This window comes from Sporosarcina sp. FSL K6-2383, assembly GCF_038618305.1.
Taxonomy (GTDB): domain Bacteria; phylum Bacillota; class Bacilli; order Bacillales_A; family Planococcaceae; genus Sporosarcina.
In genome coordinates this window covers 636,808-663,532 of the sequence record NZ_CP152017.1, presented here as the reverse complement: position 1 = coordinate 663,532, position 26,725 = coordinate 636,808, and the positions used below count along the sequence as shown (strand labels likewise).

Genomic DNA, 26,725 nt, shown 5'->3' with positions numbered 1-26,725 from the left:
ATTCTTCTTCCCCCCCGGCCCCATTCTTCCAAGAGGATGGGGCCTGATTTTTCATTCTTTATTGTTTACTAGCAAAGTGGTGGTTGATCTTTTGACAGGTATCGAGAAGGGCAGCCGCAAGCTTCTCTTCATTGCCATAAAAACGAGTGAATGGGATGGGGATTGAGACAGCATGTAGATTTCTCATACTATCAAAAACAACCGCACCTACCGCACAAATCCCCTGAATATGCTCCTCCCTCGCAAAAGCAATCCCATCTTTACAGACCCCTTCTAACTCTTTAATCAATTCCTCCCGATTCGTAATCGTTTGATCATTGTACGGTTTTAGCTGCTCCGGTAACAGTTTCTCAATCTCAGCCCTTGGCAGTGATGCAAGTATGGCTTTTCCATTAGCCGTGCAATGTAACGGAAAAGATGCACCAGGTTGAGAAGTTGCCTGTAATGGATGCGGGGCAACAATTTGATCTACAAAAAGCACCTTGCCGTTATCTAATACCGAAAGGTCAACAGTTTCATTCACTACATTAGAAAGGTGTATTAAAAATGGTCTAATTTCTTCTCTTACATCACTACGGACAGCAGCGGCAAGTAGCGTAATCTCAGGTCCGAGACGAATACCGCCGCTAGTAGAAGCTGCTACGACAAACCTCTCCTGCTCTAATGTAGTCACAATTCTTTGAACCGTCGATCTAGCTAGATCCACTTCTTTTGCAATTTCCGATAGACTTAATCCTTTCGGATGATCTCTAAGCGCCCTCAATATTTTAGCTGCGCGTGAGATAACTTGAACATTTGATGTTTTATGTTGATCTTGTTTTTCGTTGTTCAAAAGTAAGTGCTCCTTCCTTTACATATACTAATCTAATTATATCTAACAGCATGTACAATGAAAGATTGACAAAATATTTTAATTTATTATACTTATGTTAACCACCATGCAATACAACTATACCACATCGTGGTTGTCAATAAAATAAATAGCAGAATAGATTAATAGGGCTTTTGTGACGGGACAACATTTCTATAAGGAATCAAAGAATAAAAAACCAGACATCTTGAGTGTGAAATATCCAATTGATTGCTTGTATTTTTCATTTTTCTTCAAATAAATACTTATAAATGGGGTGGAATCTATGAGTTTGATTAAAGTTGGCGTCATCGGAATAGGAAATATCGGCAGTTCACATGTTCAAATGCTGGATACAGGACAAATTGAAGGTGCAATATTAACAGCCATTTGTAGCAGTAATGAAAGTCGAATCGAATGGATTAAAAATCATACTACAGGGGATATTCAAATTTTTCAGGACGTTGATACTTTTTTTGACGAATCAGGAATTGATGCCGTCCTCATTGCGACACCACATTACAGCCATCCAAAGCTGGCAAAAATGGCATTTGCTAAAGGGATACATGTCCTCATTGAAAAACCCGCAGGTGTCTATACAAAAAATGTATTGGAAATGAATGATGCAGCCAAAGCAAGTGGAAAAATGTTCGGTATCATGTATAACCAACGAGCAAATCCCCTTTATCAAAAATTGCGTGAGCTCATTCAATCAGGTGAATTGGGAGCTATTAAACGGACCCATTGGATCGCAACTGGTACTTACCGTCCACAAAGTTATTACGATTCCAGTAAATGGAGAGCCACATGGAAAGGTGAAGGCGGTGGGGTTTTAATCAATCAGGCACTTCACCAACTAGATATTTGGCAGTGGACAACGGGGTATATGCCAAAGAGTGTTCGTGCCGTGTGTAGTTTTGGAAAGTATCATGATATTGAAGTTGAAGATGATGTAACCGCATATGTGGAATACGAAAATGGGGCGACGGGCGTATTTATTACTTCAACCGGAGAAGCACCTGGTACGAATCGATTCGAAATCGTTGGTGAACGTGGAAAAATAGTCGTGGAAAATGAAGCCCTTACTTTTTACCGCTTAACGCAATCAGAACGTGAATTTAATGCAACATTTACCGGCGGTTTTGGAGAGCCTGAATGTTGGAAAATCGACATTCCCGTAAAAAATGAAAATGCTGGTCATATAACTATTATCCAAAACTGGATTGATTCGATTGTCAAAGGTTCACCTTTGCTTGCACCAGGCGAGGAAGGTGTAAAGGCATTAGAAATTTCAAATGCCATTTACTTATCTTCTTGGCTAAACAAAACGGTAGAATTACCAGTCAATCCAGATTTTTATCTCGAAAAATTACAAGAAAAAATTGACACTTCCACTTTTGAGAAAAAACATGTAACGAACACTACATTAGATGTCACTGGAACTCATTAAATATGATTTTTAAAAAAGGAGCTAATTTAAATGATTAAAGTTGTAGCTAAAGCCAAACTAAAACCAGGTGTAAAGGTTGAAGATTATTTACGAATCGCTAGAGAAGTTATTTCAGAAACCCGAAAAGAAAAAGGGTGTATAACGTACACTCTTCATGAAGACATCAATGATCCGACTATCCTGACGATGCTCGAAGAGTGGGAAAACGAAGAGGCTATACATCTACACAATAAAACGGAACATGTTTTAAAAATTGTTCCAGAGCTTAGAAAACTTCGAGAAAGTACAGAAATCAATATTTATAGAGAACTAAAGTAATTTTCTTTAGAGTCGGGTACCAGCGTTCCAAAATCAATTCATAAATTAACGAGAACCTGGTACTCCTCACTAAGAAGCTTTACATTAAGCTCAGCCTATTAACAATTCTTCTTTTTCGATACAGCATTTTTCCCGCTTCAGCAATATCATTTACAGCGGAACGATTAATGAATGCACCGAACAAGAGACCTGCAATCGGAATCATTTGAAAAAACTTTTTCCCACCAAGTTGATCCCGATAGGAAAAAAAGACTTCACGCCAGCCCTGTAGCTCAGAAATCATCTCACGCTTTGAAGCATCATCAGGTGAATCAAATCGGGACAATTGAGTCAAGATAGCCTGTTTGCCTACAATGTCGGCAGAAACATACTGCAGGCATTTTATGATAAACAAACGTTCTTCTTTCTGATTGGGGTCATAGCCATAACAAATCGCTATGTCTTGCAATGTTTTTAATTGCAAACCAAGCAGTAACGGAATGTCAATTGTTAATGTGAAAACACCGCCAATACCTGTACTTGCTCCTTGTAGCGTTGCAAGTTTTTTGCGATTACCAGTAATTTGTTCAACAGCGGCATCCATAGTAGAAATCGGGAGCTTTTCAACATTTTCTAACGTACTTACACCCAAGTTAGGGTAATAAGAAGAAATTTTAGAGACTGAGCTTAAATAACTCCCCCCTGTTTGAATGTACTGGCCAAGCTCGTCCAGGAGTATACCGATTTTACGCTGAATGAAATCTGGCGTCCATTTATCAATTATTTTAAACGGCAAGCGGCCTAACTTTTCCCAAAACCATAAATCACTCTGATCTTTTTCCCATTCTTCTACTTTTTTAAGCTCTTCTATGAGCTGTTCTTTAGAATCAATCACCGTTCTTTCCCCCCTTTCTCGAATTGGTAATTTACGCCTACTAAAATCCGATCCATCCTTTTTTATAAAGACTAGCAATGAGATTTAGGAATGGAACAGGAATTTTCTTTGGAAATAAACGTTTGCAGTAAAATTTATCATAAGCCTTTTTTAAATCTTGCCATTGTCTACAATGTTTCGTTTGTCTAAAACGAGCGACGTCAATGATTTTTGTCTCACCGGTAAAAGTGATTATAATATTTCGCAAGTGAATATCAGATGGATTTAGTCCCCTTGAAGCTGCTAAAGATAGGGCATAATCGATTTTTTTAATATATGCAAGCGTTACATTTTCCCCACGAGATAAGCATTCAAAAAGGGTATGGCCCTCAATATAATCCATTACGACATAATTCGATCCTGAATCATAGACGGATGGATAATACGTGAAGTCTTGAAGTTTTTTATAAATTTCAGTTTCCTCTTTGGCAAGATACTCAAAGGCAGGGAAATATACTTTCATTGCCCTCATTGTGGATTTTATTCTAAACACAAATGCACTTCTTCCTGTTCCAACATGCTCTAACGAATCATCAAAGCAAATTAAACGGTTTTTCTCATTTATCTTAACTGTTTTTGCAAGCGCTTGATAGGTTTGCAAAGTTTGACCTCCAATAATTTCAAAATGACAAAGGTAATATGTCCAATTACTGGTCATATCACCTCTTAAAAAAAAATAAAAGACCTCACCAAATAATCGGTAAGATCTCGCAAACAACTGTCGTTGCCAACAAAGCCGGGGATTGCAATCCCGTAATGACGACTTTGCTGTATAGCTACTCCTCTTTAAGGAAGTTGTATATTTTTTTGTATGTTTATTGTAAGTGCTATCGTAATTGGAGTCAATTCAATAGCCTTGTGATTCATGACAATCAAAAATGGACATGCCTGTCGATTAGCCAAGAATAACTAGTCAATCACATAATCAAACACTAGGTACTCCGTGAATAATTTCTTTTGGATTGCTTTGGATGGAACGATTTCCAAACGATCTTAACGGTACTTGCCCCTCGACTAGGATATCGTAAATCGTTTGCCGAAAGCGGACCGGAAATGCTCGAGTAACAATAGATGTTTTCCATCCTTTTTCGACAGTGTTTTATGCAAATAAATGGCTAATCAACAGACGTGAGAAATGATTATTTTTTTATCAATCGATACAGATTTCTCTTTTCTTTCGAAAGTTTTCTAACCTCACTTCTAAGTAAAGATGCCATTAACCAGTCCTGCATTTTCCTCATATCGATTTCAACCAGGAACTACCAACTCGATTTTGTAACGCCAGGAATTTGACCTTTATGCGCCAGCTCTCGGAAGGCAATGCGTGACATGCCAAATTTTCGCATATATCCCCTTGGTCTTCGAGTTAGTTCGCAACGGTTTTTCAGCCTTGTCGGGTAAGAATTCTTGGGTAGCTTATTTAAAGCTTCATAGTCACCTTTTTCCTTCAGTTCTTTACGAAGTGCCGCGTAATGAGCAACTAACTGCCTCTGTCTTTTATCCTTCGCTATCTTTGATTTTTTTGCCATTTTATCCCCCCTAATCAGTAATCATTCCGATTTAAAAAACACAAAAAAATTTTCACTTCGCTTCTCTATGAAGTGTGACTTTTTTCAAGCGTGGGCAGTATTTATTTAATTCAATCCGCTCGGGATTGTTACGTTTGTTTTTTGTCGTAATATAATTGCGATCTCCTGTTTCTGTACAGGCCAATGTAATATTTACCCTCATACTAAATTCCTCCTATAGATTATTTTTCAGCTTAAAAAACAGGCAATGGATCTACAAAACTGGTCCAATCTTGCATTAACTCTTCTTCTGTAAGTAAGCAATTGTCCAAGCCTTCCGTGATTTCCGGCTGATTCATGCCAATACCAATTAAGACGAATTCATTCATCTTTTCACCGGAATCTGCATCCCAAAATCCAGCACTTTCAATACTTAAAGATGGACCCGCTTGGGAAATTAAAACCGCGATATCATTGCGAGTAGCCAACCAAAGAAATCCTTTTGCACGAACAACTTCAACCGGCCATTCTAAAAGCCAATTTTTCAAGCGCTCCGGATGAAATGGTTTTTGACTCCGGTAAACAAACGATGCGATTCCATACTCTTCCGTCTCCGGGACATGCTCTTCATTTAGCTCTTTGATCCATCCAGCACTATGACTAGACGTCTCAAAATCAAACAATCCTGTGTCAAGCACTTCACTTAGTGCTAGTTGAGATTGCACCGTTTCGATGACCTTCGCATCGGGGTTTAACGCGCGAAGAACCCCTTTCAACTCGCCCACCTTTTCCTGAGGAATTAAATCTGTCTTGTTCAACAACAGCACATTGGCAAATTCAATCTGATCGATAAGCAAATCAGCAATCTCTCGTTCATCAACTTCCGTGGCGGCCTCTTTCCGGTCAAGCAAGGTTTCACCTGATGTGAAATCTCGCCAAAAAGCATTGGCGTCCACAACGGTAACCATTGTATCCAGTCTGCAAATCTTCGACAAATCGATACCAAGTGTTTCGTCTATATAGGTAAATGTCTGCGCTACCGGAATCGGCTCACTAATTCCCGAAGATTCGATAACGATGTAGTCGATATCGCCAAGAGTCGCCAGCTTTTCCACTTCGAGAACTAAATCCTCTCGAAGCGTGCAGCAAATACAACCATTTTGTAACTCCACAAGCTTTTCTTCCGTGCGTGAAAAGCCGCCTTGTTTAATCAAAGAAGCATCGATATTCACTTCACTCATATCATTAACAATGACAGCAACTTTCAGTTCATCTCGATTGTGTAATATATGATTCAATAAGGTTGTCTTTCCCGCACCTAAGTATCCACTTAAGACAGTGACCGGTATCTTTTCCATCATTTCCTCACCCTTCTTGCTCCAAAATTTATTGATTGCTCAATGCTTTCGCCAACGTTTCGATGTTGTATTCCATTAAAGATAAATAGTCCTCTTTTTTATCCACATCCTCGGTCGTTAAGACACCAAGATTATGCAACATCAGTGAATCGGCACCGATTTCTTTTCGAATGATGTCGGTTAATTTAGAAGAGACGTTTTGTTCGAATAAAACATATTTTACGTCATGCTCTTTCGCGTATTCAACGAGGGAAGCTAGTTGCTTTTGCGAAGGTTCGCTTTGCGAATTCAATCCGGCAACTGCCACTTGTTCAAATCCATACGTATCAGCGATATAACCAAAAGCTGCGTGTGAGACAAAAAATGTTTTTATAGAAGCATTGGCTGCCATATCTTTAAATTTTTGATCAATTTCAAGTAAATCTTTTTTTAGTCCTTCAAAGTTTTGCTCAAATGCATCCTTTTTGTCAGGAGATGCCTCGATGAGCGAGTCTTTAATAGTTATTGCAAGTTCTATACTTAATATAGGTGATATCCATATATGGGGATCGAACTCTCCATGGTCGTGCGAATCATGCCCCTCTTCGTCATGCTCATGTGACTTATGTCCTTCTTCGCCGTGATCATGGGATTCGTGTCCCTCTTCGCCATGACCATGTGATTCGTGTCCCTCTTCGCCGTGACCATGAGATTCGTGTCCCTCTTCGCCGTAATCGTGGTCATGACCCTCCCCTAGCGACTCTTCTGGAATATCATCAGCGACCGCTACCATTCTGACACGTTCGCCTTCCATCGTCTTTTCGGCATTTTCCACAAATCCTTCAAGTCCAAGTCCGATATAAAAGAATAAATCCGAATCAGCGAGTGCGATCATATCCTTTTGCGTAGGATCAAACGTATGCTCATCGGCCCCCGGCGGATAAATAGATTGGACATCAACCGCATCCCCGCCAATCCGCTCGGTGAAGTATTGAAGCGGATAAACAGTTGTGTAGACAGATAAAACATCTTCACTTGCCTCCGTTTTCACCTTCTCTTTTGCTGACTCTTCGCTGCCACATGCTGCGAGTAATAATAGGGTAATCACTGATAAAATCAAAAATAATTTCTTATTCATTGAATCAATTCCTCCTTCATTTCCACAAATCGTAATCATTACGTTTTATGTATTTGCCTATCATACAAGAAGCATTTATTTTTTGCAACTGCATTTATTCAAAATGTATTTTTTTAAGATGAATTCCATTCTATAAAATGATTGACTAAGAGTGTTTCCCTCACACATATAGTGTGAACAAATCAAAGTTACGTTACTTTTTGTAAAATGAAATTATCGTACCTTTAAAGGCAACCAGCCGTGTACACAGCCATCGCGAGTTCCTAAAGTGGATCCGGCATAAGTCTGATTAGCTTGAAACTTTCACAGAAAAATAAAAAACGACTTCGTTGTGAAGTCGTTTTTTACGTTTCCAGTAATCTTCCTTTGAAATTCTCTTTCGGCTCCCTTTTTTCTCCAACAACCTATGAACAATATTGATGTTTAACATCTCTATTATTGATATCATAGAAAGAAAGTTAAAAGGGATAATCATATGGAGTTTAAAGACTTAGAAATCTTTCAAATGGTCGCAAAAAAGGGACGATTACTGAAGCTGCAAAAGAATTAAGTTACGTCCAATCCAATATTACATCAAGAATCAAGAAGCTTGAGGCTGAAATGAATACGGCTCTATTTAACCGCCACAACCGCGGAATGACGTTAACACCTGAAGGAAAAAATTGCTTGTCTATTCCGAGAAAATCCTATCGCTAACAAATGAAATAAAAATAGTCGTCCAAAGTAAAACTGAGCCGGCGGGCAAACTGGAAATTGGATCTGTTGAAACAGTCATTAATCTTGTCCAGTGTCATTACTCACCGGAAAAATATAGTAAAATCAATACCGTATTCACGAGAAGAAAAGACGCGTATTTAACCTCTACACTCGAAAAGTTTATCGAAACGTTTGAACATAGCGAAGGCGAACCGGCTTATCTGCTAACTTGACAATTTTGTCGAAATCAATCCCTTTTGGGTACGAGGGAAAGGGGTAGACGAAGCAATAAGACAGAGGAGGGATGCATTTCAATCCCTCCTTAAGCGGTCAAGCGTTGTTAAGAAGTTTCCCTATGTCAAGATATATAAGACTACACTCTTTTACTTACTTTACTCAATATCTTTACCATCATCTCGGACTCATTATCCGTTAAAGATCCAAACATATCATTAACCATATCTCGATGACTAGGCATGATTTTATCCATTAAGCGAATTCCATCTTCCGTTAACAGCACATGGATGACTCGTCGATCAGTCGGACATCCAATCCGATTTAATAATCCCTTATGTTCTAATTTATCTATCACATACGTCATAGAACCACTAGAAATCAGTATGCTATTGCCAATCTGCTGAATGGTTTGTTTCCCCTGCAGATAAAGCACCTCTAGCACAGAAAACTCCGTTATGTTCAGCTTATTATTAATCATTTCACGCTTCATTCGTTCCTGAATGGCTTTTGTTGTCTTCATTAACAACAAATAGGGCGCATTTTCACATTTCCTATTCATTTTATCACCTCGCAAGAAGCTAACTTAAAATCAACTACTTTGGTCTTTCTATAGAAAAAACATCTCCTATTTTCGCGTAATTGGCACCAGCTAAGCGACTTACCGCATTTAAACCTCTAGGGTCAATTCGTCCATCTTCATAAATTGCTTCATCCACATGAAACCGAACAACTTCTCCAATAAACAAATCACTACCAGGTCCTTCTCCCCCCAATGGAATAGCTTGAACAAGTCTACATTCCATTCGAACTTTCGCTTCCTTCACGCCTGGTACAGATACATTTTCACTTTGCACAAGCGTTAAGTTCGCCAATTCGATTTCACTTTCAGTTGAAGGTAAGGAAGCTGCGGTTTCATTGATTTTCATCACATTTTCCTCATCGACAATATGCACCACGAATTCACGATTGCTATAAATATTTCTTGCAGTGTCTTTCAAAACATCGCCAGGCCTTTGGATAGCGAGTGAAACCATTGGCGGGTTGGATGAAACAATATTGAAATAGCTGAAGGGTGCACCATTTACGATACCATCCTCAGATTGTGTCGTCACAAAAGCAATCGGTCTAGGAATGATAGAACCAATGAGAAGTTTATAATTATCTCGCTCACTATTTTTTTGAGGATCGATAGAAATCAAATTCTTCAGCCCCCTTATTAGTCGATTGGACGTACTTGAATTGGAATAAGCGAACTTACTAATTGCTCACGACGTTGTTCATATTGTTCAGGTAACATTAACTGATCCCCCATCGTTTCAAGTGTTTCATCATGTGCAAATCCTGGTGGATCTGTTGCGATTTCAAATAGAATTTTTCCTGATTCACGGAAGTACAGCGCGTTGAAATAGTTCCGGTCTTTCAGTTCAGTTACGTGTTGGCCATGGTTCCCGGCATGTTGTTGCCATTCAAGAAGATCCGCGTCATCTATTGCACGCCATGCAATATGGTGAACGGTACCAACACCCATTGTGCCACTTACACCCGTGACCATTTTTAAATCTATGATATTACCGATAGTAGCTGGGGCTTTATAGCGTGTATAATCGCCTTCCGTTCCAACTAATTCAAGTCCCATTACAGTCGTTAAGGTTTCAGCAGTTTCCTCTGGCTGGCTTGAGTATAATGTTGCACCACCAAATCCTTTAATTGCGACTTCTGGCGTTACTTCACCAAACGTCCAGTTATTTTGTTCACCTTCTGCACGTGCAACAAGCTCTACACGTAAACCATGCGGGTCATCAAATTGAATGACCTGTTCTCCAAAACGCTCTACTTTTTTAAATTCGATGGTAAATTTCGTCAAACGTTTTTCCCAAAAATCTAAAGATCCTACTGGTACTACATACGTTGTCACGCCAACTTGTCCGTCCCCAATTTGTCCTTGGTAGGCATCTGCCCAAGGGAAAAATGTAATAATTGTTCCCGGCTTTCCTCCTCCATCGCCAAAATAGAGATGATAAGTGCCAGGATCATCGAAGTTCACGGTTTGCTTAACTAAACGTAAACCCAATACCCCCGCATAAAAATCAATGTTTTCCTGTGGATGACCGACGATGGCTGTAATATGGTGAATACCTGCTGTTTGTTTTTTCATTATTATTTCCTCCCTTTTCTTTCTACTATAAATTCCGAGCAAAACCTTCAATTTATTTGATATGATTTTGCTCGAAATTTATTTATCTTCATTCAGCGGGTATCCAAACTCCCGCTGAATGAAAATAAAGCCTCCGGCGGATGTCACAGATTTTGAAAGGAGTTAGAAGGTAACCTAAGTTCGCCGCGTCCTGCGGCAACGGTTCCATGACCAGCCTCGTGCTGGCCTCAAGCTCTATTCAAAATGTAGACATTACATACGTTCTAATTATTTACGAATTGTATTTAATGCAGTTGTCCAAGGAATAACTTGGTCTAGCATTTGGTTTACTGAATCTGCTTGTACAGCAGCTGGTTTGAAGTCTGTACCGTTTTCGAAGTCTGTAAATAAAGATAAAGCTGGATGCACACGAACATGCGCTACGGATAATTCACTTAAAATACCACGTAAATGTTCTGTTGCACGAGCTCCACCTACTGAACCGTATGATACAATACCTGCAGCTTTGTTATTCCACTCGACACGTAAGTAATCTAATGCGTTTTTAAGCGAAGCTGAGATCGAGTGATTGTATTCTTGAACGATGAATACAAATCCGTCTTGTTTTGCAATGATTTCTGACCATGCTGCTGCACCTGATGCGTCGCCGCCAACTTCACCTAACAGTGGTAATTTATAGTCCGCAATATCGATAATTGTATAATTTGCATCTCCACGTTTATCTGCTAATTCTTTTACCCATGCCCCTACTTGTGGACTTACGCGTCCCTCACGTGTTGATCCTAAAACAATACCTATATTTGATTTTGTCATTATTTTTTCCTCCTCTTGTTTTGCTCCAAATAATTTATCGAAAAATCCCATTTTTTCATTTCACCTCCTTATAAATACTCTTTTTCTATAGTAAGCGTACTGCGTACTGTGTCGATTGGTCTTACCATTGCTTCAATTTCATCCCGTTTTTCTTCGAGGAATGGTGGTAATGATAAAATTTCACCTACCGTTTCGTAAGGTTCATCCCCCATGAAGCCTGGACCATCTGTTGCCCATTCAAAAAGGATGCCTTGCGCTACACGCGCATATAATGATTCAAAGAAGAATCGATCTACATAGCCTGAAGTACGGAAACCAAACTCTTCCATACGTTCAACCCATTCATGTAATACTTGCGTATTTTCTACACGGAAAGCCGCATGATGCACTGTGCCAAATCCTTGTCGACCAGCTGGTAAAGTCGTATTATGCTCCACAATTACCTGCGCACCATTTCCACCTTCACCAACTTCGAATAAATGAAATAAACCCTCCTGAGCGATTTCACGCATTAACATCGCTTTTTCCAAAACTTCCTTTAAATAATCAAATTCTTCAATACGAATATGGATCGGTCCTAAACCTGTAATGGCAAACTCCAATGGTACTGGCCCATTCTGCCAAGGCGTCCCCGACTCAACCCCCTTGTTGAATTCATCAGACACTAACATATATTGTTGATCATCAAAGTCCACAAATGAAATCGTTTTTTTACCAAACACTTCTTCAATTCCATTATTGGCTACTTCGTATTTATCAAAACGCTTCAGCCAATATTCTAATGCGGCATCTGTCGGAACACGGAAAGCTGTTTTATAAATCTCATTCGTTCCATGCGTACCTTTTGGAATACCAGGAAAATCAAAAAATGTCATATCCGTTCCTGCTGAGCCTTTATCGTCTGCGAAGAATAAATGATACGTTTGAATATCATCCTGATTGACCGTCTTCTTTACAAGACGCATTCCTAGTACATACGTGAAAAACTCGTAGTTTTTCTCTGCACTACTTGTGATCGCCGTTACATGGTGCATTCCTTTTAAATGGTTCATTCTATTTCCTCCTATTATTATTTCGAATCAATATACCTAGAATTCAAGGTATATTGATTCGAAAAAAATTTACTGTTCTTATACAAACTTATATAGGTTCCATTAACGCCTTGAATTCAATTATCTCGAATTCAAACTAAATTTAACATAGATTCAATCTGACTGTCAACACTTTAGTTTTAAAGCTGTGACGATAGACACTTCGAACATAAATATCTGCTATCTATGGGGAATGGTATTTTCAAGCCACAATCTTAACTTCCGAGAGAGATGTATTCCGTTTAATTAATCCGGTGGTATAGACAACTATACCACTTAGCGTTAAAATGAAATTAGAGGTTATATCTTGAGAATGAAGGGAATTTACAAAATGATAAACAAAAACTCTCCAACGCCAATTTATTCCCAGTTGGAACAATTGATAAAGGAGCTGATCACTAAGCAACTCAATCCAGATGACTTAATCCCCTCTGAGCGTGAATTTGCTGAGAAGTACCAAGTTAGCAGAATGACAGTGAGACAAGCGATTACTAATCTTACAAATGACGGGTATTTACAACGTAAGCGTGGAGTAGGAACCTTTGTTGCATTGAAGAAGCTCGAGCAAAATTTAGATCACTTAACGAGCTTTTCTGAGGATATGCGTTCACGTGGAATGGAGCCAGGCACAAAGGTATTAGAATTCAACAAGATTGAAGCAAATGAAAAGATAGCGCAAAAATTAGGGCTAGAAGAAGGTTCACCTATTTATGAAATCAAAAGATTACGCCTAGCCGACCATTTACCAATTGCCTTACAACTATTTTATACATCAGTGGACCTCGTGACTGGGTTAACAAAGGAAATTGCAGAACAGTCGATCTATCAATACGTTGAAAGTGAGCTTAACTTGAGTATATTGTCTGCTCAACAGGATGTAGAGGCAATGGTTGCCAAGAAGCGTGAAGCGGAAGCTCTTCATATTAAAGTGGGGGACCCCGTACTCTATATTTCCCGAGTAGGTCTTGCTGAAAATGATATACCATTAGAGTTTGTACAATCATTTTATCGTGCTGACCGCTATAAATTCAAAGTGAAAGTGACAAGATAAAATACTAATTAAATGGAGGAATTTCTGTGAAAAGATTATTAGATTGTACCGCTTCCGATTTTCAAAAAATGAATGGTCAAGACTTAAAAAAATCGATACGCGCATGTGAAGGAAGAGTGATGTTATCGGAGACGATGACTTCTGTAGCACCATTGTATCCAGGTATTACAAATGCTGAACTTGCTGCTTCCTTTGGCGCGGATTTACTATTATTGAATTTATTTGACGTTTTTAACCCTGCTGTTGAAGGATACAAATGCGATGAGAATGAATCAATCATTCAAAAGGTAAAAGAATTAACAGGGCGTCCTGTCGGCCTAAATTTAGAACCTGTTGATCTGAACGCTGAACAAATTGAAAAGCTAGATACTGTTTCAAAAGGTCGAACGGCTACCGAAGAAGCATTACGTGAAGCAAAAAAGTTAGGCTTTGACTTTATTTGTTTAACTGGGAATCCCAAAACCGGAGTGACAAACGAGGAAACAGTCGTTGCCATTAAGAAGGCTCGGGAGATTTTTGGTGAAGAAGGATTAATCATCGCTGGGAAAATGCATGGTGCTGGTGTCGCAAACGAAACAGGGAGCGGCATTATTTCAGAGGCGACTCTTTCAAGCTTTATCGAAGCGGGCGCGGATGTTATTTTAATGCCCGCTCCGGGAACCGTGCCAGGAATCACAGTGAATACAGCCGAAAAGTATGTTCGATTTGTGCATTCAAAGGGTGCATTAGCCATGCTTACAATCGGCACAAGCCAAGAAGGTGCGGATGAGGCAACAATACGCCAAATCGCACTCAATAGTAAAATGGCTGGTGCAGATATTTACCATATCGGTGACACAGGCTTCTACGGGATTGCGGTACCAGAAAACATTATGACCTATTCAATCGTCATCAGAGGAAGACGGCATACTTATGTAAGAATGGCTGCATCTGTAAGGCGCTAAACGAAGATTTATAGTGCAGCCTAAATACCTCATTTCACTTTCACCTTGTAATTGTACCGAATTACGTGTAAGGTAGTAATAATTTAATACTACTTATTTCGAAACTTTGAAGTAAGGATAGAGGTGCAAAAACCATTAGTAGACAATCCGAGGATAATGAGATCCTATGAAGATTGTAGAAAGGGGGATTTGCCGAAGTGGAGAGACACTCATCATCTCGAAGCTGGTTCTGCGTTGAATAAGTGCAGGATTGTCATATAGGAAACTATATGGAGGGCTATCTTATGCAAAGAAATAATCCATTATTTCACTGCAACAACGAGCCCTCGTTGTTGCTTTTTTGCGTCAATTTATCTGAGCCTAGATAAAGCCTCCGGCGGATGTCACGTAATTACGCCAAGGTATCATTGACAAATGCCCTCCACCCTCTATTTTATTTTTTATACAAAAAAATGAATAGGATGTGGAGAATGATGAATTTCGGACAAATTGTAACGGCGATGGTAACACCTTTTAATGCGCAGGGAGACATTGACTTTGAAGCAACAAAAAATTTGATTGAGTATTTAATTGCCAATGGGTCGGATAGTTTAGTTGTATCGGGCACGACTGGAGAGTCTCCGACGTTAACGACGGAAGAAAAAGTAGCCTTATTCAAATTTACAGTGGAGGTTGTTAGCGGAAGGGTGCCGGTAATCGCTGGAACAGGTTCAAACAGTACAAGAGAATCGATTGAACTGACAATGTCGGCAGAGGATGTTGGCGTTGACGGTATTATGCTCGTCGCCCCCTACTATAACAAGCCATGCCAGGAAGGATTGTTTCAACACTTCCAAGCAATTGCGGCGGCTACCTCCTTACCAATTATGCTGTATAATGTGCCAGGACGAACAGTTGTTAACATCGATGTCGACACAGTCATACGCCTGTCAGCAATCCTAAATATCATTGCGATTAAGGAAGCAAGTGGTAATTTGGATGCTATGGCTGAAATCATCGAGCAAACACCCACAGAATTCCTCTTGTATAGCGGTGATGATGGCCTAACGATCCCAGTACTATCAATTGGTGGGGCTGGCGTCGTTTCCGTCTCGTCTCATATTATAGGAAATGAAATGCAAACAATGATCAAAAACTTCAAAATGGGTAATATCAAAGAGGCGGCTGCAGACCATCGTAAATTATTACCCGTTATGAAAGCACTTTTTGCCGCCCCGAATCCTTCACCAGTAAAAGCGGCATTGAATCTCAATGGAATTCCTGTCGGCGGCGTCCGGTTGCCAATGATTCCATTGAATGATGGGCAGCTTCATTCATTGCAGCGTACATTAGCAATTTATGGTGGAGTGAGTGTTTGACGAATGAAATATCTTGAAACTCACTGACTTTGAGACAACCATTTCACGAATCGAATTTTGGGTGAAATTTTCAAAAAATGCTTGGTTATGAAAAAGTCCCACAGTCACCCATGCACATACCAAAAACCAACGACATTCGTATGACGCAAATGTCGTTGGTTTCGTTTAAATTCTATTCATCCCCGAGTGGGGCAATAACGGTTGTTATATAGCTGGTGAGTGCTTCGACTTCTTCAGTCGATAAAAGATTTTTAAACGGAGGCATTGCCCCACTACCTTCATTTATTTGTGCGATTATTTTATCTTTATCGTGCCTCATGGGACTCGTTTGTAAATTGGGACCGTTATGCCCATTAACGCCTTGATCTCCATGACAAGCGATACAGCTTTGTCTGTAGAGCGCTAAGCCTTTTTCAGTATCAGCCAATGCTGGTTGTTCAGGCTTTTCTTCTTTTGGTTTATCCTCATTGCTATCAGCTACGGGAGCCTCTTTTAGCTCGCCATTCAATTTGAACGTGTAGACTTTATCGCCATGTTTTGATCCGGCAAGTGAATTCCCTGCCGCTAGTATAGAAATGTATTGAACACCGTCCACTTCATACGTGACGGACGGGGCATTGGCTCCCGCATCCATTTTGTATTCCCAAACTTCTTCACCAGTCTTTGCGTTAAACGCAATCAGTCTGCCGTCATTATGACCCACAAAGACCAAATTCCCTTTCGTTGTCAACACACCACTGTATGCAGTCGAATCCCAATCGTGTTGCCATGCAATCTTATTCGTTTTAACGTCGATTGCCGTGACAGACCCACGAAGTGGGGCATCTTTCACACTTTGGAGAAGGCTTCCGATGTAAATATCGCCTTCCACAAACTCCTCATCACTGCGTGTGAATGAAAAATAGCCATCTTGTGCTAATACATACATATATTCAGTATCAGGATTATAAGCCGATGGTGGCCAGTTAGCACCACCGCCAGGACCCGGTTTAAGAACGAGTGGATCTTCCCAGAATGGATCGAATATCCCTCCGAACTCCATATCAAGCCCACCTGGGAAATCCCTGTCCAAATCTTCTTGCGTAATACGTTGAGGTACAAATGCATCTCCGACTGGGAAAGGCTGCGTAGCTGCTGTTTTTTGCCTTTCGTCTTGCGGAACGGCTTTTTCTTCAATGCCAACAAGGGGTTCTCCAGTTTCACGATCCAGGAAATAAACCCAGCCTGTTTTCCCTGCTTGTGCAATTCCTTTTCTCATTTTTCCATCCATTTCAACATCATATAAAATGGTAGGATTCGCAGGGTCCATATCCCAGATGTCGTGATGAACCTCTTGGAAATGCCATTTGTATTCTCCAGTTGAAGCGTCCAGAGCTAAGATAGAGTCCGCGTATAAGTTCTCCCCTTCACGGTTACTGCCATCTAAATCTGGCGCAGTATTTCCTGTAGCAAAGTAAAGATAACCAAGTTCAGGGTCAACTGAAGGTGTTTGCCAGACCGGTGCTCCACCTGTCATCCACGCTTTATTATCCGCCGGCCACGAGTCATGATCTTTTTCACCTGGACCAGGGATTGTATTGAAACGCCATATTTCCCGCCCGATTTCAGCGTCGTAAGCCATAATACGGCCCCTAATTCCATATTCACCGCCTGCAACGCCTGCGTAAACTTTACCATCATAGAAAAGTGGAGCGCTCGTCATCGTATAACCTTCTTCCCAGCGAGCAACTTCATTTTCCCAAAGAACTTCACCTGTTTTGATGTCAAGAGCTACTAATCTAGCATCTAATAGCGTTACGTATACTCTTCCATCTCCAACCGCGACACCACGATTTGTCCATCCACAACAGACAGTATCCATTTCTTCTGGGATGTCTGGTCTATATTCCCAAAGCTGTTCACCTGTCACCGCATCCAGTGCAAGTACATCATTCGCTCCTGTTGACACGTACATAATGCCGTCAACGACGATAGGAGTCGCTTCTCCTGAATACTTAAATTCCAAGCCTGATCCAAGACTCGCGGTCCACACAGGACTTAAGTCGCCAATATTAGATACGTTAATTTGATCAAGCAGGGAGTAACGGCGGTTATACAAATCTCCACCATGTGTAGCCCAATCACTTGTCGGATAGGCAAATTCGGTTACAGTCCCCCCTTCCTCCACGTCCCCCGATTCATCCTCAGTACCTTCGACCTCAGAATTTTCTTCCGGTTGAACTGTTTCACTACTACCCGCTTTGTCTTGGTTATCGGTCAACTGCCAAGCAATGAAACCACCAATTAATGCTATTACTAAAATAATAAAAATCCACAATCCTTTGTCTATCTTCTGCATGTACTCACCCCTTCTTTTTATATGAATCAAAGCATAAAAAATAAACTTAATAATGTAGTATGCATGTATATTGGTTTATAAAGTATCAATATAAAGTACCAATATACACTACTAAATTACTAATATTTTTCTCTTCCCTTTCAAGAAAAACTTTAAACTTATATATGTGAATTGAAGAAATAATCCAAACAAACAATTATCCCAGAGAAAACAAAAAAACGACTTCATCTGAAGTCGTTTTACGTTTCCTGTAACCTTCCTTTGAAATTCTCTTTTGGTTCCGTGCTTCTTTGCTGTAACCTCTGGAAAATGTTATTTGAAAGTAAGGACACAATAATGAAAATTGTACCAACATAATCATATAGCGTAATGCTCTCACCTTGAAAAGCTTGAATGACCAACGTTGTGACGGGTACAAAGTTAAGAAATAATAAACCATTTAACGGCGTGATGACACTCACGCCATAATTCCATCCTACCAAGGCAATAACGCCTGGGAAGATCACCATAAAAGCAATATGTGGGCTCGTTATGATCAACGTTTCAACGGTCGGAAACGAGACATATCCAGAAAGCGTCACACCGAAAACGACAACAACTGCTGTAGCCGTTCCAAGTAAACAGCTTAGTGCAGAGTAGCGCAATGCTGACCAGCCATCCTTACTAAATCGGCCTCCACCCATCGTGTAAACAACCCACCCAACAACTGCGATAAAAATCAATAAAGAAGGAATAATATCATTTGACGCAGTAAAAAAGGCACCCAAATCACCTTTTGTTACGACTAATGATGCGCCGACGAACCCAATAAACACACAAAACATCGTAACTGCATGAGGCCGTTTTCTTACGAGTACCCAGACAATGATGATTGAAATCATCGGCATTAAGGATTCCATAATTGAGGCTATCATTGTACCTGGATTGCCCAATAAGTCTTGTCCCCAGAAAATCAGCAAATTATAAACCGTAAAGGCCATTGTGCCAAAAAACCAGAGGTACCAACCTTTCCCTTCAAAGCGAAAAGCTTGCCTACCTTCCTTCCATAACAGCCACACCATTAAAATAATCGTTACAAAAACATACCGGAAAATCGTAAAGTAAAATGGGTCTATATGATGAAACGCATGATTCGCTACTGGAAACATTGCACCCCAAGATATCGCTGAGATTAAACATAAAACAGCACCCACTAATACATTGTTATTCATTAAGCCCTGTCCCCTTCAACTATCTTCTACCTATATCATTAAAACACAGGTTTGATATCTCTCAAAATGAACAATATCGATGTTACCTATCATTAATAGTGATAACATAAGAAGTGATTGAGCTGAAAGGGGTAATAATATGGAGTTTAAAGACTTAGAAATCTTTCAAATGGTGGCAAAAAAAGGGACGATTACTGACGCTGCAAAAGAATTAAGTTACGTCCAATCCAACATTACAGCAAGAATCAAGAAGCTTGAGACTGAAATGAATACACCACTTTTTAACCGGAACAACCGCGGAATGACATTGACGCCTGAAGGAAAAAAACTACTTGTCTATTGTGAGAAAATCCTATCGCTAACAAATGAAATGAAAAAGGTTGTCCAAAGTAAAACTGAACCAGCAGGCAAACTGGAAATCGGATCTGTTGAAACAGTCATTAAATTACCGGTTATATTATCTTCTTATATCAAAAAATATAAAAATGTGGACTTATCGCTTTTGACAGGTGTTACTGAACAACTTCAAAAAGATGTATTAAATCACAATTTGGACGGTGCTTTCGTGACAGAAATCGACCAGCATCCTGAGCTTGTTTCCCATGACGTTTTTCAAGAAGAGCTTGTCTTAATATCCGACAACACGAAAACATCATTTGAACAATTAAAAAAAGAACCCTTCTTATGCTTTAGTAAAGGGTGTGGATACCGCGCTAGACTAGAAACATGGTATAAAGATCAAAATATGACGCCACAAAAAGTGATGGAGTTTGGGACCTTAGAAACAATCTTAGGAAGTGTTGTCATGGGGCTTGGTATTACGTTTGTTCCAAAATCAGCCGTTTCTCACTTGGAAAAACAGGGTCTTATTCAGTGTCATTATTTACCTGAAAAGTACAGTGAAATCAATACCGTATTCATAAGAAGAAAAGACGCATATTTAACCTCTACACTCGAAAAATTTATTGAAACGTTTGAACATAGTGAAAGCGATCCAGAAATTGGCCAGTAAAAATGGTGGTTTCAAGCCATTGTTCAGCTGCAATTTATGCAAGTAAATAGTTAATCAACAGAGGTCATAAACTATCGTTGTGTACTTTGAAAGCCCAATTAGATATGGGCTTTTTTCAATTTCCGATGTGTATGTGCCGTTCCCCAATCATGCATAGCTACTAAAATAGGCTCTAAACTCGTTCCATATTCAGTAATCGAGTACTCTACCTTTGGTGGCACCTGTGGGTATACTTTACGTGTAACTATATCCTCTTCTTCTAATTCACGTAGTTGCTTTGTTAACATCTTTTGTGTGATTCCTGGTACCCCTCGTTTCAACTCACTGAATCTATGCGTGCCTTGCTGCAATAGAATTAATAAAATAATTGGCTTCCATTTCCCTACTAATATACCGAGAGCATCTTCCACTCTGCATAGTTCCGGTTTCATTTCCATGTACATTCACCTCATTAGTATCCTTTTGTATACTATACCACTTTAAAGTACGTACTTATAATGAATGTCATTATAGCTTATACTATCCTTGTTCATAAGTATTCTAAAGCCATTATGGAAAAATAGAGAAAATGATAGAAGGGTTGATAACAATGGAAAAATATCGTATTGATCAAAGCAAGGGGTTAGAATTTGGACTTTATACACTTGGGGACCATATCCCAAATCCACTTACAGGAGAACGTATTTCTGCAGGACAGCGTATTCACGAAATCATTGAGTTAGCGAAGCTGGCGGAGCAAGCTGGCATTGATTTTTTTAGTGTTGGAGAAAGTCATCAGGAATATTTCACAACGCAGGCGCATTCCGTTGTGCTAGCAGCAGTTGCTCAGGCAACTAGTAAAATTAAAATCGCAAGTTCCTCTACGATTATTAGTACATCGGATCCTGTTCGGGTATACGAGGATTTTGCAACGATTGATTTAATTTCAAAAGGACGTACTGAGATTATTGCTGGTCGTGCTTCGAGAGTTGGGCTTTTTGATTTATTAGGCTATAATGTTCGGGATTATGAAGAGCTGTTTGAAGAAAAATTCGAGTTATTATTGAAGATAAATGAAGAGGAAGTTGTCAATTGGAGTGGGCAATTCCGTGCTCCACTAAACAATGCAAGTGTTCTCCCACGTCCACAAACTGGCTCATTACCAATTTGGCGTGCAGTAGGAGGACCACCTGCAAGTGCCATTAAAGCTGGTTATGCAGGGGTTCCGATGTTCCTAGCTACTTTAGGTGGGCCCGCTACAAGCTTCAAGGCTTCTATTGATGCTTATCGGGAGGCTGCCAACCGAAGTGGTTTTGATTCAGCGACTCTTCCAATTGCAACAGCGGGCTTTTTCTATGCTGCGGAAACGACACAGCAGGCGCAAAGCGAGGCTTATCCTCATGTTAACCAAGGGATGCAACTCATTAACGGACGTGGTTATCCGAAGCAACATTTTGCACAAGGCGCAGATCCGCGTGATGTCATGAATATCGGTAGTCCGCAACAAATAATCGAAAAAATCCTCTATCAGCATGAGCTATTTGGTCATCAGCGTTATATCGCACAAATGGACTTTGGTGGTGTACCATTTGATAAATTGATGAAAAATATTGAGTTAATTGGCACAGAAATTTTACCGGCTATTAAAAAATATACAGCTAAATAATAGGAGTGGGCAACATGAAAATCGTTGGAATATCGGGTTCAATAGTGGGCTCAAAAACGCGCACTGCCATGAACTACACAGTAGAATCACTCACTAAAAAATATCCAAACGCAGAAGTTACATTACTAGACTTAACTGACTACGATATTCAATTTAGTGATGGCCGCAACTACTTGGAATATGAAGGTGATACAGGATTTGTTACAAAAGCAATAATGGAAGCAGATGCCATTATCATTGGTACACCTATTTTTCAGGCTTCCATTCCAGCGACATTAAAGAACATTTTTGATTTACTACCAGTCAATGCTTTTCGCGATAAAGTTGTGAGTATGCTTGTAACAGCTGGTTCACCCAAGCATTACTTAATTGCTGAACAACAATTAAAGCCGATTTTAGCTTATATGAAAGCGCAGATCGTTCAAACGTTCGTTTTTATTGAAGAAAAGGACTTCCTTCGCAAAGAAATTGTAAATGATGATGTGTTCTTCCGAATCGAACGTTTAGTCGAGGATACTGTTGTGTTAACAGAAACGTATACGAAAATTCGAGAAACCAAAGAAGCAGAATACGATTTTTAAAGCACCAGTCAAACAATAAGAGTTCAGTTTCTCGAATGTTAGTTGTAACGCGCATTCACATTTAAAAAATAGCTAGTAGTATCGGACAGTTTATCTGTCGTCCATCCTAGCCATATTGACAAAGGGTGTATGGTAATTTAGTACGCCCTTGATTTTCTTAACTTGTATTCTCTCACCTGCTAAATAACGATTAAAATCAAAGATAACCGGCATTCGACTGCCCCCAATTGCAAACAGAGCCTTCCTGTCCCTTGGAATATAGGCAGATGTGTGTATCGTTCCCGCGGAAGCATCATATTTACTAGAAAATATCTCTTTTTCTTGATCATTCAATAGGCGATAGGCCTTATATGCATCTAGATCATTACTTTGCTGACTTTCTAATTCCTTCTGCCTTCTTAACGAATCATCCGTACGATAGCGGTTTTCTTCCGTTAACACCTCAAAATGATTCGTACTAATATTCGACTTCCTCACTTCTACCTTTCTTGGTGAAGCTTCTACAACGAATGTTTCGCCACTTGGATCTATCAAAACATAACTAAATGACGTTCGATGGGGAATTTCCTTCAACAAAGTGATGGCTTCCTCTACATTCGCACAAGTCTCTAAAATAATTCGGCCAATCATATTACAGACAAATCCATCAGCTGAGCCCATCCGATTTATAAAGTTATAGCCCATTGCAAGTCCTTTTTCATTCATGCCATCCGTACGACCTGTTATTTGCATAGAAGGACCGATTGTTGCATAGCCCGCATCTGTTGGCTGATATATGATATACCGTCCTTCATAGTAACCAGGATGGCTATCATAATTTCGGATGATAAATTCGGATCCCGTTAAAATTGAGCATCCACTTCTCTCATACTCAACATAATAACCGCCAAATTCTCTTAAAGCATCCTCCATCGACCAGTTTAGCGCATCTGCCAACCCCTGTAGCTCATCCAACATACTCGGAAGAAATTTGGTGAACAGCTGAATCGCTTCTTGTTCATTGATAGTAAAATGACGTTTTCTCTTGGCAGCCCACTGCTTTTCACGATTAAACAAGATAGGAGATTCTTTTAACAACCCACCTTGCATATAACCAAAATCATAATGATTCCCTGTAAACTGAATAACATCGCTATAAACGTGATTCATCTGTCAAACCTCCCTCATTATATTGGAGAATTATTGAACACCACTTTATTACACAAGTATAGTGAATCAAGAAAACAACCTTTTAGCAAGACATGCGTCTTAATAAAGGGTTCAGTCAGCCACACTCCATTCTTTGATGAATCGTCATGAATCAATTGCATCATTTAAAGTAATCGAGCATTCTTCTGTAATATGGAATGCTTTTATCTTTATCTAAAATTAAAAACGTCAATAAAACGATAATATTTTATTGTTAAACGATAAATATTGTGTTATATTCAACTTCATAATAACTAAATGAGGTGCTTTTTATGAAACGAGGATCAACACTATTTTTAAGGTTGGCTGTTTTTCTAATGGGAATCCCGGTCCTTGCTTTGTGTACATTTGCGGTATATCAGCTCGCCAATAACCCAGTAAACCCAGATTATGCCCATATACTATATCCTATTATAATAGGTGTCTATGTCTCAGCTGTACCCTTTTTCATCGCATTGTATCAGGCTTTTAAACTGTTAAACTATATTGACAAAAACCAATCCTTCTCTGGGCTGTCTGTTATAGCGCTCAAAAATATCAAATTCTGTGCAATGATAATTAGTGGGTTGTATTTGATCATTCTGCCATTTGTATTTCTCGTTGCAGATCTAGACGATGCGCCAGGACTCGTCATAGTTGGAATGATTCCTGTTTTTGCTTCAATGGTGGTTGCTGTCTTTGCTGCTGTTCTTCAAAGACTTTTACAAGAAGCGATTCATATAAAATCAGAAAATGATTTAACGGTCTGAGGTGATAATATGACGATTATAATTAATATTGATGTGATGCTGGCTAAAAGGAAAATGAGCGTAACTGAACTGACAGAGAAGGTCGGTATAACGATGGCGAATATATCCATATTAAAAAATGGAAAAGCAAAAGCGATTCGTTTATCTACTTTAGAGGCGATTTGTAAGGCTTTGGACTGTCAGCCCGGAGATATTTTAGAATACCGTAGTGATGAAGACGCGCAATAAGCAGGACTACTATATTCGGAAAAATCCGTGGTGGCATAAATCATGAATGCACTTAAACAACTTGTACGTTTCGGTTGGGAACAGGCTCTATCCTGTTTGTTTCCCGTCGTTATTTTTGCCTCTTTGGCTTTGACACAAACCATTCCGCTGCCCTTCCTACCGCGGTATGACTGGATTCTTATCATTTGCCTTCTGATGCAATGGTGGATGGTGCGTTCTGGGCTTGAAACTCGAGATGAATTAAAGGTTATTACACTGTTTCATGTTATTGGACTTGCTCTTGAAATTTTCAAGGTGCATATGGGCTCGTGGTCTTATCCAGAGGAAGGCTATGTCAAAATTTTTGGCGTACCTTTATATAGCGGATTCATGTATGCAAGTGTCGCAAGTTACCTCTGCCAAGCGTGGAGAAGGCTTGATGTTGAACTCGTTAAATGGCCTCCTTTTCTTCTAGTCGTTCCTCTTGCAGCTGCGATTTATTTAAATTTTTTCACCCACCATTATTGGATTGATGTACGTTGGTGGCTATCTGCACTTGTCATAATCGTCTTTTGGAAATCATGGGTCACATATGCGGTTGGAGGGACTCGTTACCGAATGCCCCTCGCGTTTTCTTTTGTGCTCATTGGATTTTTTATATGGGTAGCTGAAAATATCGCAACATTCTTTGGAGCTTGGCAATATCCTAACCAAGCCGATACATGGAGTCTCGTTCATCTAGGCAAGGTAAGCTCATGGCTTTTATTAGTCATTGTGAGCTTTTTGATTGTAGCGACATTAAAGCGGGTTAAGAGGAAAAGTGCTAGTATTTAATAAGGAAAAGAAATGAGGAGTTTATATTGAAGCTGACAAATGAATTAAACTATAGCCAATTGAATCATCTAAAAAAAGAAGTGACGCGATTCATGCTAGCTTATAAATTTGCGTTAGACGAAGTGAGCACCAAGATCAATATCTTAGAAGAAGAATTTCAATTGATACATGAATACAACCCAATCGAACATATTAATACCCGCTTGAAAACACCAGAGAGCATTATCCAAAAGGCGCTTCGCAAAAATATCGGACTGTCCCTATCTTCCATCAAGGAAAATATGCGGGATATCGCAGGGATTCGGATTAACTGTTCCTTTAACTCGGACATTTATAAACTAAGTGAAATGATTCAAAAGCAGCAGGATATTGAAGTGATTGAGTATAAAGATTACATACAAAATCCGAAGCCTAATGGTTACCGGAGCCTTCATTTGATATTAAAAATCCCTGTATTTATGTCAGATCGAGTGGAACACGTCTTTGTTGAAATGCAGATCAGGACAATCGCTATGGATTTTTGGGCAAGCCTAGAGCATAAGATTTTTTATAAATTCGACAAATCTGTTCCTGAAAAAATGCTAAAAGAATTGAAAGACGCTGCGGAATCCGCCAACGAATTGGATCAAAAAATGGAGAATCTCCATAGAGAAATCAATGAAATTAAACGAATGGACGAAGAATTTACGCCAACCCTTTTTAATGAAAAGAATGAAATCAATATCCCACTTAAGTTCCTTGAAATGATGAATGAGAATAGTAACTAAAAAAGATGCCAGCCGCTCAAACATAAACGTTTGAATGACTGGCATTATTTATTAAAGCGGCAAATCCTTGCCCTTAAAGAAACGTATACCCATGATTTAAAAAACCCTTTTGAAAGTGATTTTGATATTATAAAGGCAAGAATCACCGTTAGAAACGGCTCGAATTCTATCAAATAATTTGAAGTTGTAAAGCACTCTCCTGTAATGGAAAATGCTTTTATCTTTATCTAAAATCAAGCCCTATCTTGCTTGTTTCCGGTCATCTTAATAGCACCAATTGTTTGACGATATTCTTGAAACGGTGTTATGTTTACAAGAAACAAGTAGTTCCATA

The 26,725-nt window shown here is 39.5% G+C and carries 30 protein-coding genes and 1 riboswitch; of the genes, 14 read left to right on the top strand and 16 right to left on the bottom strand.

All coding sequences use genetic code 11. From position 1 onward, the window contains the following. Nucleotides 1-58 precede the first annotated feature (58 nt). Complete coding sequence (locus tag MKZ10_RS03505) at nt 59-832, bottom strand: IclR family transcriptional regulator (RefSeq protein ID WP_342507903.1); 774 nt, start codon at nt 830-832, stop codon at nt 59-61. A gap of 304 nt (nt 833-1,136) precedes the next feature. Here MKZ10_RS03505 and MKZ10_RS03500 point away from each other — a divergent pair, with 304 nt between their 5' ends. Beyond that, nucleotides 1,137-2,300: a Gfo/Idh/MocA family oxidoreductase gene (locus MKZ10_RS03500; RefSeq protein ID WP_342507901.1), complete on the top strand. Its 1,164-nt coding sequence runs from the start codon at nt 1,137-1,139 to the stop codon at nt 2,298-2,300. 30 nt (nt 2,301-2,330) lie between these two features. Beyond that, a complete protein-coding gene (locus MKZ10_RS03495) occupies nt 2,331-2,618 on the top strand; it encodes a putative quinol monooxygenase (protein ID WP_342507899.1) in 288 nt (95 codons plus the stop codon). Between the two features lie 79 nt (nt 2,619-2,697). On the opposite strand, the gene MKZ10_RS03490 is transcribed toward MKZ10_RS03495, so the two are convergent. From MKZ10_RS03490 to MKZ10_RS03465, 6 genes are all read right to left on the bottom strand, one after another. Further along, nucleotides 2,698-3,492, bottom strand: a complete 795-nt coding sequence (locus MKZ10_RS03490) for an EcsC family protein (protein ID WP_342507897.1) — start codon at nt 3,490-3,492, stop codon at nt 2,698-2,700. A gap of 40 nt (nt 3,493-3,532) precedes the next feature. Next, nucleotides 3,533-4,132: an RIO1 family regulatory kinase/ATPase gene (locus MKZ10_RS03485; protein WP_342507896.1), complete on the bottom strand. Its 600-nt coding sequence runs from the start codon at nt 4,130-4,132 to the stop codon at nt 3,533-3,535. 658 nt (nt 4,133-4,790) lie between these two features. Continuing rightward, nucleotides 4,791-5,060 carry a 30S ribosomal protein S14 gene (gene rpsN, locus MKZ10_RS03480; RefSeq protein WP_342507894.1) on the bottom strand — a complete coding sequence of 90 codons (270 nt, stop codon included), beginning with the start codon at nt 5,058-5,060 and terminating at the stop codon, nt 4,791-4,793. A gap of 52 nt (nt 5,061-5,112) precedes the next feature. After that, nucleotides 5,113-5,262 carry a 50S ribosomal protein L33 gene (rpmG, locus tag MKZ10_RS03475; RefSeq protein WP_342507892.1) on the bottom strand — a complete coding sequence of 50 codons (150 nt, stop codon included), beginning with the start codon at nt 5,260-5,262 and terminating at the stop codon, nt 5,113-5,115. A 31-nt stretch (nt 5,263-5,293) separates the two neighbouring features. After that, the gene (locus MKZ10_RS03470; protein WP_342507890.1) at nt 5,294-6,400 is read right to left on the bottom strand and encodes a GTP-binding protein; all 1,107 of its coding nucleotides are present in this window, start codon (nt 6,398-6,400) and stop codon (nt 5,294-5,296) included. 25 nt (nt 6,401-6,425) lie between these two features. Further along, nucleotides 6,426-7,514 (bottom strand): zinc ABC transporter substrate-binding protein, encoded by a 1,089-nt coding sequence (locus MKZ10_RS03465; RefSeq protein ID WP_342507888.1) that lies wholly within the window; start codon nt 7,512-7,514, stop codon nt 6,426-6,428. A gap of 525 nt (nt 7,515-8,039) precedes the next feature. Between MKZ10_RS03465 and MKZ10_RS03460 the strand changes: the two genes are divergently transcribed. Together MKZ10_RS03460 and MKZ10_RS03455 are read left to right on the top strand one after the other, a co-directional pair. After that, nucleotides 8,040-8,210 carry a LysR family transcriptional regulator gene (locus MKZ10_RS03460; protein WP_342509989.1) on the top strand — a complete coding sequence of 57 codons (171 nt, stop codon included), beginning with the start codon at nt 8,040-8,042 and terminating at the stop codon, nt 8,208-8,210. Beyond that, nucleotides 8,177-8,443, top strand: coding sequence for a hypothetical protein (locus MKZ10_RS03455; protein ID WP_342507886.1), 267 nt, complete (start codon nt 8,177-8,179; stop codon nt 8,441-8,443). The genes MKZ10_RS03460 and MKZ10_RS03455 overlap by 34 nt, the downstream gene beginning before the upstream one ends. Nucleotides 8,444-8,583: 140 nt before the next feature. On the opposite strand, the gene MKZ10_RS03450 is transcribed toward MKZ10_RS03455, so the two are convergent. The 5 genes from MKZ10_RS03450 to MKZ10_RS03430 form a co-directional block, all read right to left on the bottom strand. Next, the gene (locus MKZ10_RS03450; protein WP_342507884.1) at nt 8,584-9,006 is read right to left on the bottom strand and encodes a MarR family transcriptional regulator; all 423 of its coding nucleotides are present in this window, start codon (nt 9,004-9,006) and stop codon (nt 8,584-8,586) included. Between the two features lie 34 nt (nt 9,007-9,040). Then, the gene (locus MKZ10_RS03445) at nt 9,041-9,646 is read right to left on the bottom strand and encodes a flavin reductase family protein (protein WP_342507882.1); all 606 of its coding nucleotides are present in this window, start codon (nt 9,644-9,646) and stop codon (nt 9,041-9,043) included. 17 nt (nt 9,647-9,663) lie between these two features. Further along, nucleotides 9,664-10,602: a ring-cleaving dioxygenase gene (locus MKZ10_RS03440; RefSeq protein ID WP_342507880.1), complete on the bottom strand. Its 939-nt coding sequence runs from the start codon at nt 10,600-10,602 to the stop codon at nt 9,664-9,666. A gap of 267 nt (nt 10,603-10,869) precedes the next feature. Continuing rightward, nucleotides 10,870-11,466: an NADPH-dependent FMN reductase gene (locus MKZ10_RS03435; protein WP_342507878.1), complete on the bottom strand. Its 597-nt coding sequence runs from the start codon at nt 11,464-11,466 to the stop codon at nt 10,870-10,872. 17 nt (nt 11,467-11,483) lie between these two features. Then, complete coding sequence (locus tag MKZ10_RS03430) at nt 11,484-12,467, bottom strand: ring-cleaving dioxygenase (RefSeq protein WP_342507877.1); 984 nt, start codon at nt 12,465-12,467, stop codon at nt 11,484-11,486. A 370-nt stretch (nt 12,468-12,837) separates the two neighbouring features. Here MKZ10_RS03430 and MKZ10_RS03425 point away from each other — a divergent pair, with 370 nt between their 5' ends. The 3 genes from MKZ10_RS03425 to dapA all read left to right on the top strand — a co-directional run bounded on the left by MKZ10_RS03425 (nt 12,838) and on the right by dapA (nt 15,859). Next, a complete protein-coding gene (locus MKZ10_RS03425; protein ID WP_342507875.1) occupies nt 12,838-13,557 on the top strand; it encodes a GntR family transcriptional regulator in 720 nt (239 codons plus the stop codon). 26 nt (nt 13,558-13,583) lie between these two features. Further along, nucleotides 13,584-14,501: a haloacid dehalogenase-like hydrolase gene (locus MKZ10_RS03420; RefSeq protein ID WP_342507873.1), complete on the top strand. Its 918-nt coding sequence runs from the start codon at nt 13,584-13,586 to the stop codon at nt 14,499-14,501. Nucleotides 14,502-14,611: 110 nt separating this feature from the next. Then, nucleotides 14,612-14,789: riboswitch (Lysine riboswitch) on the top strand. Between the two features lie 185 nt (nt 14,790-14,974). Next, nucleotides 14,975-15,859, top strand: a complete 885-nt coding sequence (gene dapA / locus MKZ10_RS03415; RefSeq protein WP_342509987.1) for a 4-hydroxy-tetrahydrodipicolinate synthase — start codon at nt 14,975-14,977, stop codon at nt 15,857-15,859. A 172-nt stretch (nt 15,860-16,031) separates the two neighbouring features. Here the strand turns inward: dapA and MKZ10_RS03410 are convergent, their stop codons facing one another. Then, on the bottom strand, nt 16,032-18,197 hold the full coding sequence (locus MKZ10_RS03410; RefSeq protein ID WP_342507871.1) for a PQQ-binding-like beta-propeller repeat protein: 2,166 nt from the start codon (nt 18,195-18,197) through the stop codon (nt 16,032-16,034). Between the two features lie 239 nt (nt 18,198-18,436). Continuing rightward, complete coding sequence (locus tag MKZ10_RS03405; RefSeq protein ID WP_342507868.1) at nt 18,437-19,408, bottom strand: DMT family transporter; 972 nt, start codon at nt 19,406-19,408, stop codon at nt 18,437-18,439. 139 nt (nt 19,409-19,547) lie between these two features. On the opposite strand from MKZ10_RS03405, the gene MKZ10_RS03400 reads away from it, so the two are divergent. Next, nucleotides 19,548-20,420, top strand: coding sequence for a LysR family transcriptional regulator (locus MKZ10_RS03400; protein ID WP_342507866.1), 873 nt, complete (start codon nt 19,548-19,550; stop codon nt 20,418-20,420). Between the two features lie 98 nt (nt 20,421-20,518). Here MKZ10_RS03400 and MKZ10_RS03395 read toward each other — a convergent pair whose 3' ends face one another. After that, entirely contained in the window at nt 20,519-20,857 is a 339-nt protein-coding gene (locus MKZ10_RS03395; protein ID WP_342507864.1) for a helix-turn-helix domain-containing protein, read from the bottom strand. A gap of 152 nt (nt 20,858-21,009) precedes the next feature. Between MKZ10_RS03395 and MKZ10_RS03390 the strand changes: the two genes are divergently transcribed. Together MKZ10_RS03390 and MKZ10_RS03385 are read left to right on the top strand one after the other, a co-directional pair. Further along, nucleotides 21,010-22,065: an LLM class flavin-dependent oxidoreductase gene (locus tag MKZ10_RS03390; RefSeq protein ID WP_342507862.1), complete on the top strand. Its 1,056-nt coding sequence runs from the start codon at nt 21,010-21,012 to the stop codon at nt 22,063-22,065. A 14-nt stretch (nt 22,066-22,079) separates the two neighbouring features. After that, on the top strand, nt 22,080-22,646 hold the full coding sequence (locus tag MKZ10_RS03385; RefSeq protein ID WP_342507860.1) for an NADPH-dependent FMN reductase: 567 nt from the start codon (nt 22,080-22,082) through the stop codon (nt 22,644-22,646). 90 nt (nt 22,647-22,736) lie between these two features. On the opposite strand, the gene MKZ10_RS03380 is transcribed toward MKZ10_RS03385, so the two are convergent. Then, the gene (locus MKZ10_RS03380; RefSeq protein WP_342507858.1) at nt 22,737-23,795 is read right to left on the bottom strand and encodes a C45 family peptidase; all 1,059 of its coding nucleotides are present in this window, start codon (nt 23,793-23,795) and stop codon (nt 22,737-22,739) included. Nucleotides 23,796-24,106: 311 nt separating this feature from the next. On the opposite strand from MKZ10_RS03380, the gene MKZ10_RS03375 reads away from it, so the two are divergent. The 4 genes from MKZ10_RS03375 to MKZ10_RS03360 are packed head-to-tail and all read left to right on the top strand — an operon-like array spanning nt 24,107 to nt 26,391. After that, on the top strand, nt 24,107-24,583 hold the full coding sequence (locus MKZ10_RS03375) for a DUF2975 domain-containing protein (RefSeq protein WP_342507856.1): 477 nt from the start codon (nt 24,107-24,109) through the stop codon (nt 24,581-24,583). A 9-nt stretch (nt 24,584-24,592) separates the two neighbouring features. Continuing rightward, on the top strand, nt 24,593-24,811 hold the full coding sequence (locus MKZ10_RS03370; RefSeq protein ID WP_342507854.1) for a helix-turn-helix transcriptional regulator: 219 nt from the start codon (nt 24,593-24,595) through the stop codon (nt 24,809-24,811). Nucleotides 24,812-24,853: 42 nt separating this feature from the next. Beyond that, nucleotides 24,854-25,624, top strand: coding sequence for a DUF817 domain-containing protein (locus MKZ10_RS03365; RefSeq protein ID WP_342507853.1), 771 nt, complete (start codon nt 24,854-24,856; stop codon nt 25,622-25,624). Between the two features lie 26 nt (nt 25,625-25,650). Beyond that, nucleotides 25,651-26,391, top strand: coding sequence for a GTP pyrophosphokinase family protein (locus MKZ10_RS03360; RefSeq protein WP_342507851.1), 741 nt, complete (start codon nt 25,651-25,653; stop codon nt 26,389-26,391). Nucleotides 26,392-26,725: the final 334 nt, after the last annotated feature.

What these genes read in the sequence shown, in the direction of transcription:
- MKZ10_RS03500 (WP_342507901.1), top strand. Translation starts at nt 1,137, where the DNA reads ATGAGTTTGATTAAAGTTGGCGTCATCGGAATAGGAAATATCGGCAGT.
- MKZ10_RS03495 (WP_342507899.1), top strand. Translation starts at nt 2,331, where the DNA reads ATGATTAAAGTTGTAGCTAAAGCCAAACTAAAACCAGGTGTAAAGGTT.
- rpsN (WP_342507894.1), bottom strand. Translation starts at nt 5,060, where the DNA reads ATGGCAAAAAAATCAAAGATAGCGAAGGATAAAAGACAGAGGCAGTTA.
- rpmG (WP_342507892.1), bottom strand. Translation starts at nt 5,262, where the DNA reads ATGAGGGTAAATATTACATTGGCCTGTACAGAAACAGGAGATCGCAAT.
- MKZ10_RS03470 (WP_342507890.1), bottom strand. Translation starts at nt 6,400, where the DNA reads ATGATGGAAAAGATACCGGTCACTGTCTTAAGTGGATACTTAGGTGCG.
- MKZ10_RS03465 (WP_342507888.1), bottom strand. Translation starts at nt 7,514, where the DNA reads ATGAATAAGAAATTATTTTTGATTTTATCAGTGATTACCCTATTATTA.
- MKZ10_RS03450 (WP_342507884.1), bottom strand. Translation starts at nt 9,006, where the DNA reads ATGAATAGGAAATGTGAAAATGCGCCCTATTTGTTGTTAATGAAGACA.
- MKZ10_RS03440 (WP_342507880.1), bottom strand. Translation starts at nt 10,602, where the DNA reads ATGAAAAAACAAACAGCAGGTATTCACCATATTACAGCCATCGTCGGT.
- MKZ10_RS03435 (WP_342507878.1), bottom strand. Translation starts at nt 11,466, where the DNA reads ATGGGATTTTTCGATAAATTATTTGGAGCAAAACAAGAGGAGGAAAAA.
- MKZ10_RS03430 (WP_342507877.1), bottom strand. Translation starts at nt 12,467, where the DNA reads ATGAACCATTTAAAAGGAATGCACCATGTAACGGCGATCACAAGTAGT.
- MKZ10_RS03425 (WP_342507875.1), top strand. Translation starts at nt 12,838, where the DNA reads ATGATAAACAAAAACTCTCCAACGCCAATTTATTCCCAGTTGGAACAA.
- dapA (WP_342509987.1), top strand. Translation starts at nt 14,975, where the DNA reads ATGAATTTCGGACAAATTGTAACGGCGATGGTAACACCTTTTAATGCG.
- MKZ10_RS03410 (WP_342507871.1), bottom strand. Translation starts at nt 18,197, where the DNA reads ATGCAGAAGATAGACAAAGGATTGTGGATTTTTATTATTTTAGTAATA.
- MKZ10_RS03405 (WP_342507868.1), bottom strand. Translation starts at nt 19,408, where the DNA reads ATGAATAACAATGTATTAGTGGGTGCTGTTTTATGTTTAATCTCAGCG.
- MKZ10_RS03400 (WP_342507866.1), top strand. Translation starts at nt 19,548, where the DNA reads ATGGAGTTTAAAGACTTAGAAATCTTTCAAATGGTGGCAAAAAAAGGG.
- MKZ10_RS03395 (WP_342507864.1), bottom strand. Translation starts at nt 20,857, where the DNA reads ATGGAAATGAAACCGGAACTATGCAGAGTGGAAGATGCTCTCGGTATA.
- MKZ10_RS03390 (WP_342507862.1), top strand. Translation starts at nt 21,010, where the DNA reads ATGGAAAAATATCGTATTGATCAAAGCAAGGGGTTAGAATTTGGACTT.
- MKZ10_RS03385 (WP_342507860.1), top strand. Translation starts at nt 22,080, where the DNA reads ATGAAAATCGTTGGAATATCGGGTTCAATAGTGGGCTCAAAAACGCGC.
- MKZ10_RS03380 (WP_342507858.1), bottom strand. Translation starts at nt 23,795, where the DNA reads ATGAATCACGTTTATAGCGATGTTATTCAGTTTACAGGGAATCATTAT.
- MKZ10_RS03375 (WP_342507856.1), top strand. Translation starts at nt 24,107, where the DNA reads ATGAAACGAGGATCAACACTATTTTTAAGGTTGGCTGTTTTTCTAATG.
- MKZ10_RS03370 (WP_342507854.1), top strand. Translation starts at nt 24,593, where the DNA reads ATGACGATTATAATTAATATTGATGTGATGCTGGCTAAAAGGAAAATG.
- MKZ10_RS03365 (WP_342507853.1), top strand. Translation starts at nt 24,854, where the DNA reads ATGAATGCACTTAAACAACTTGTACGTTTCGGTTGGGAACAGGCTCTA.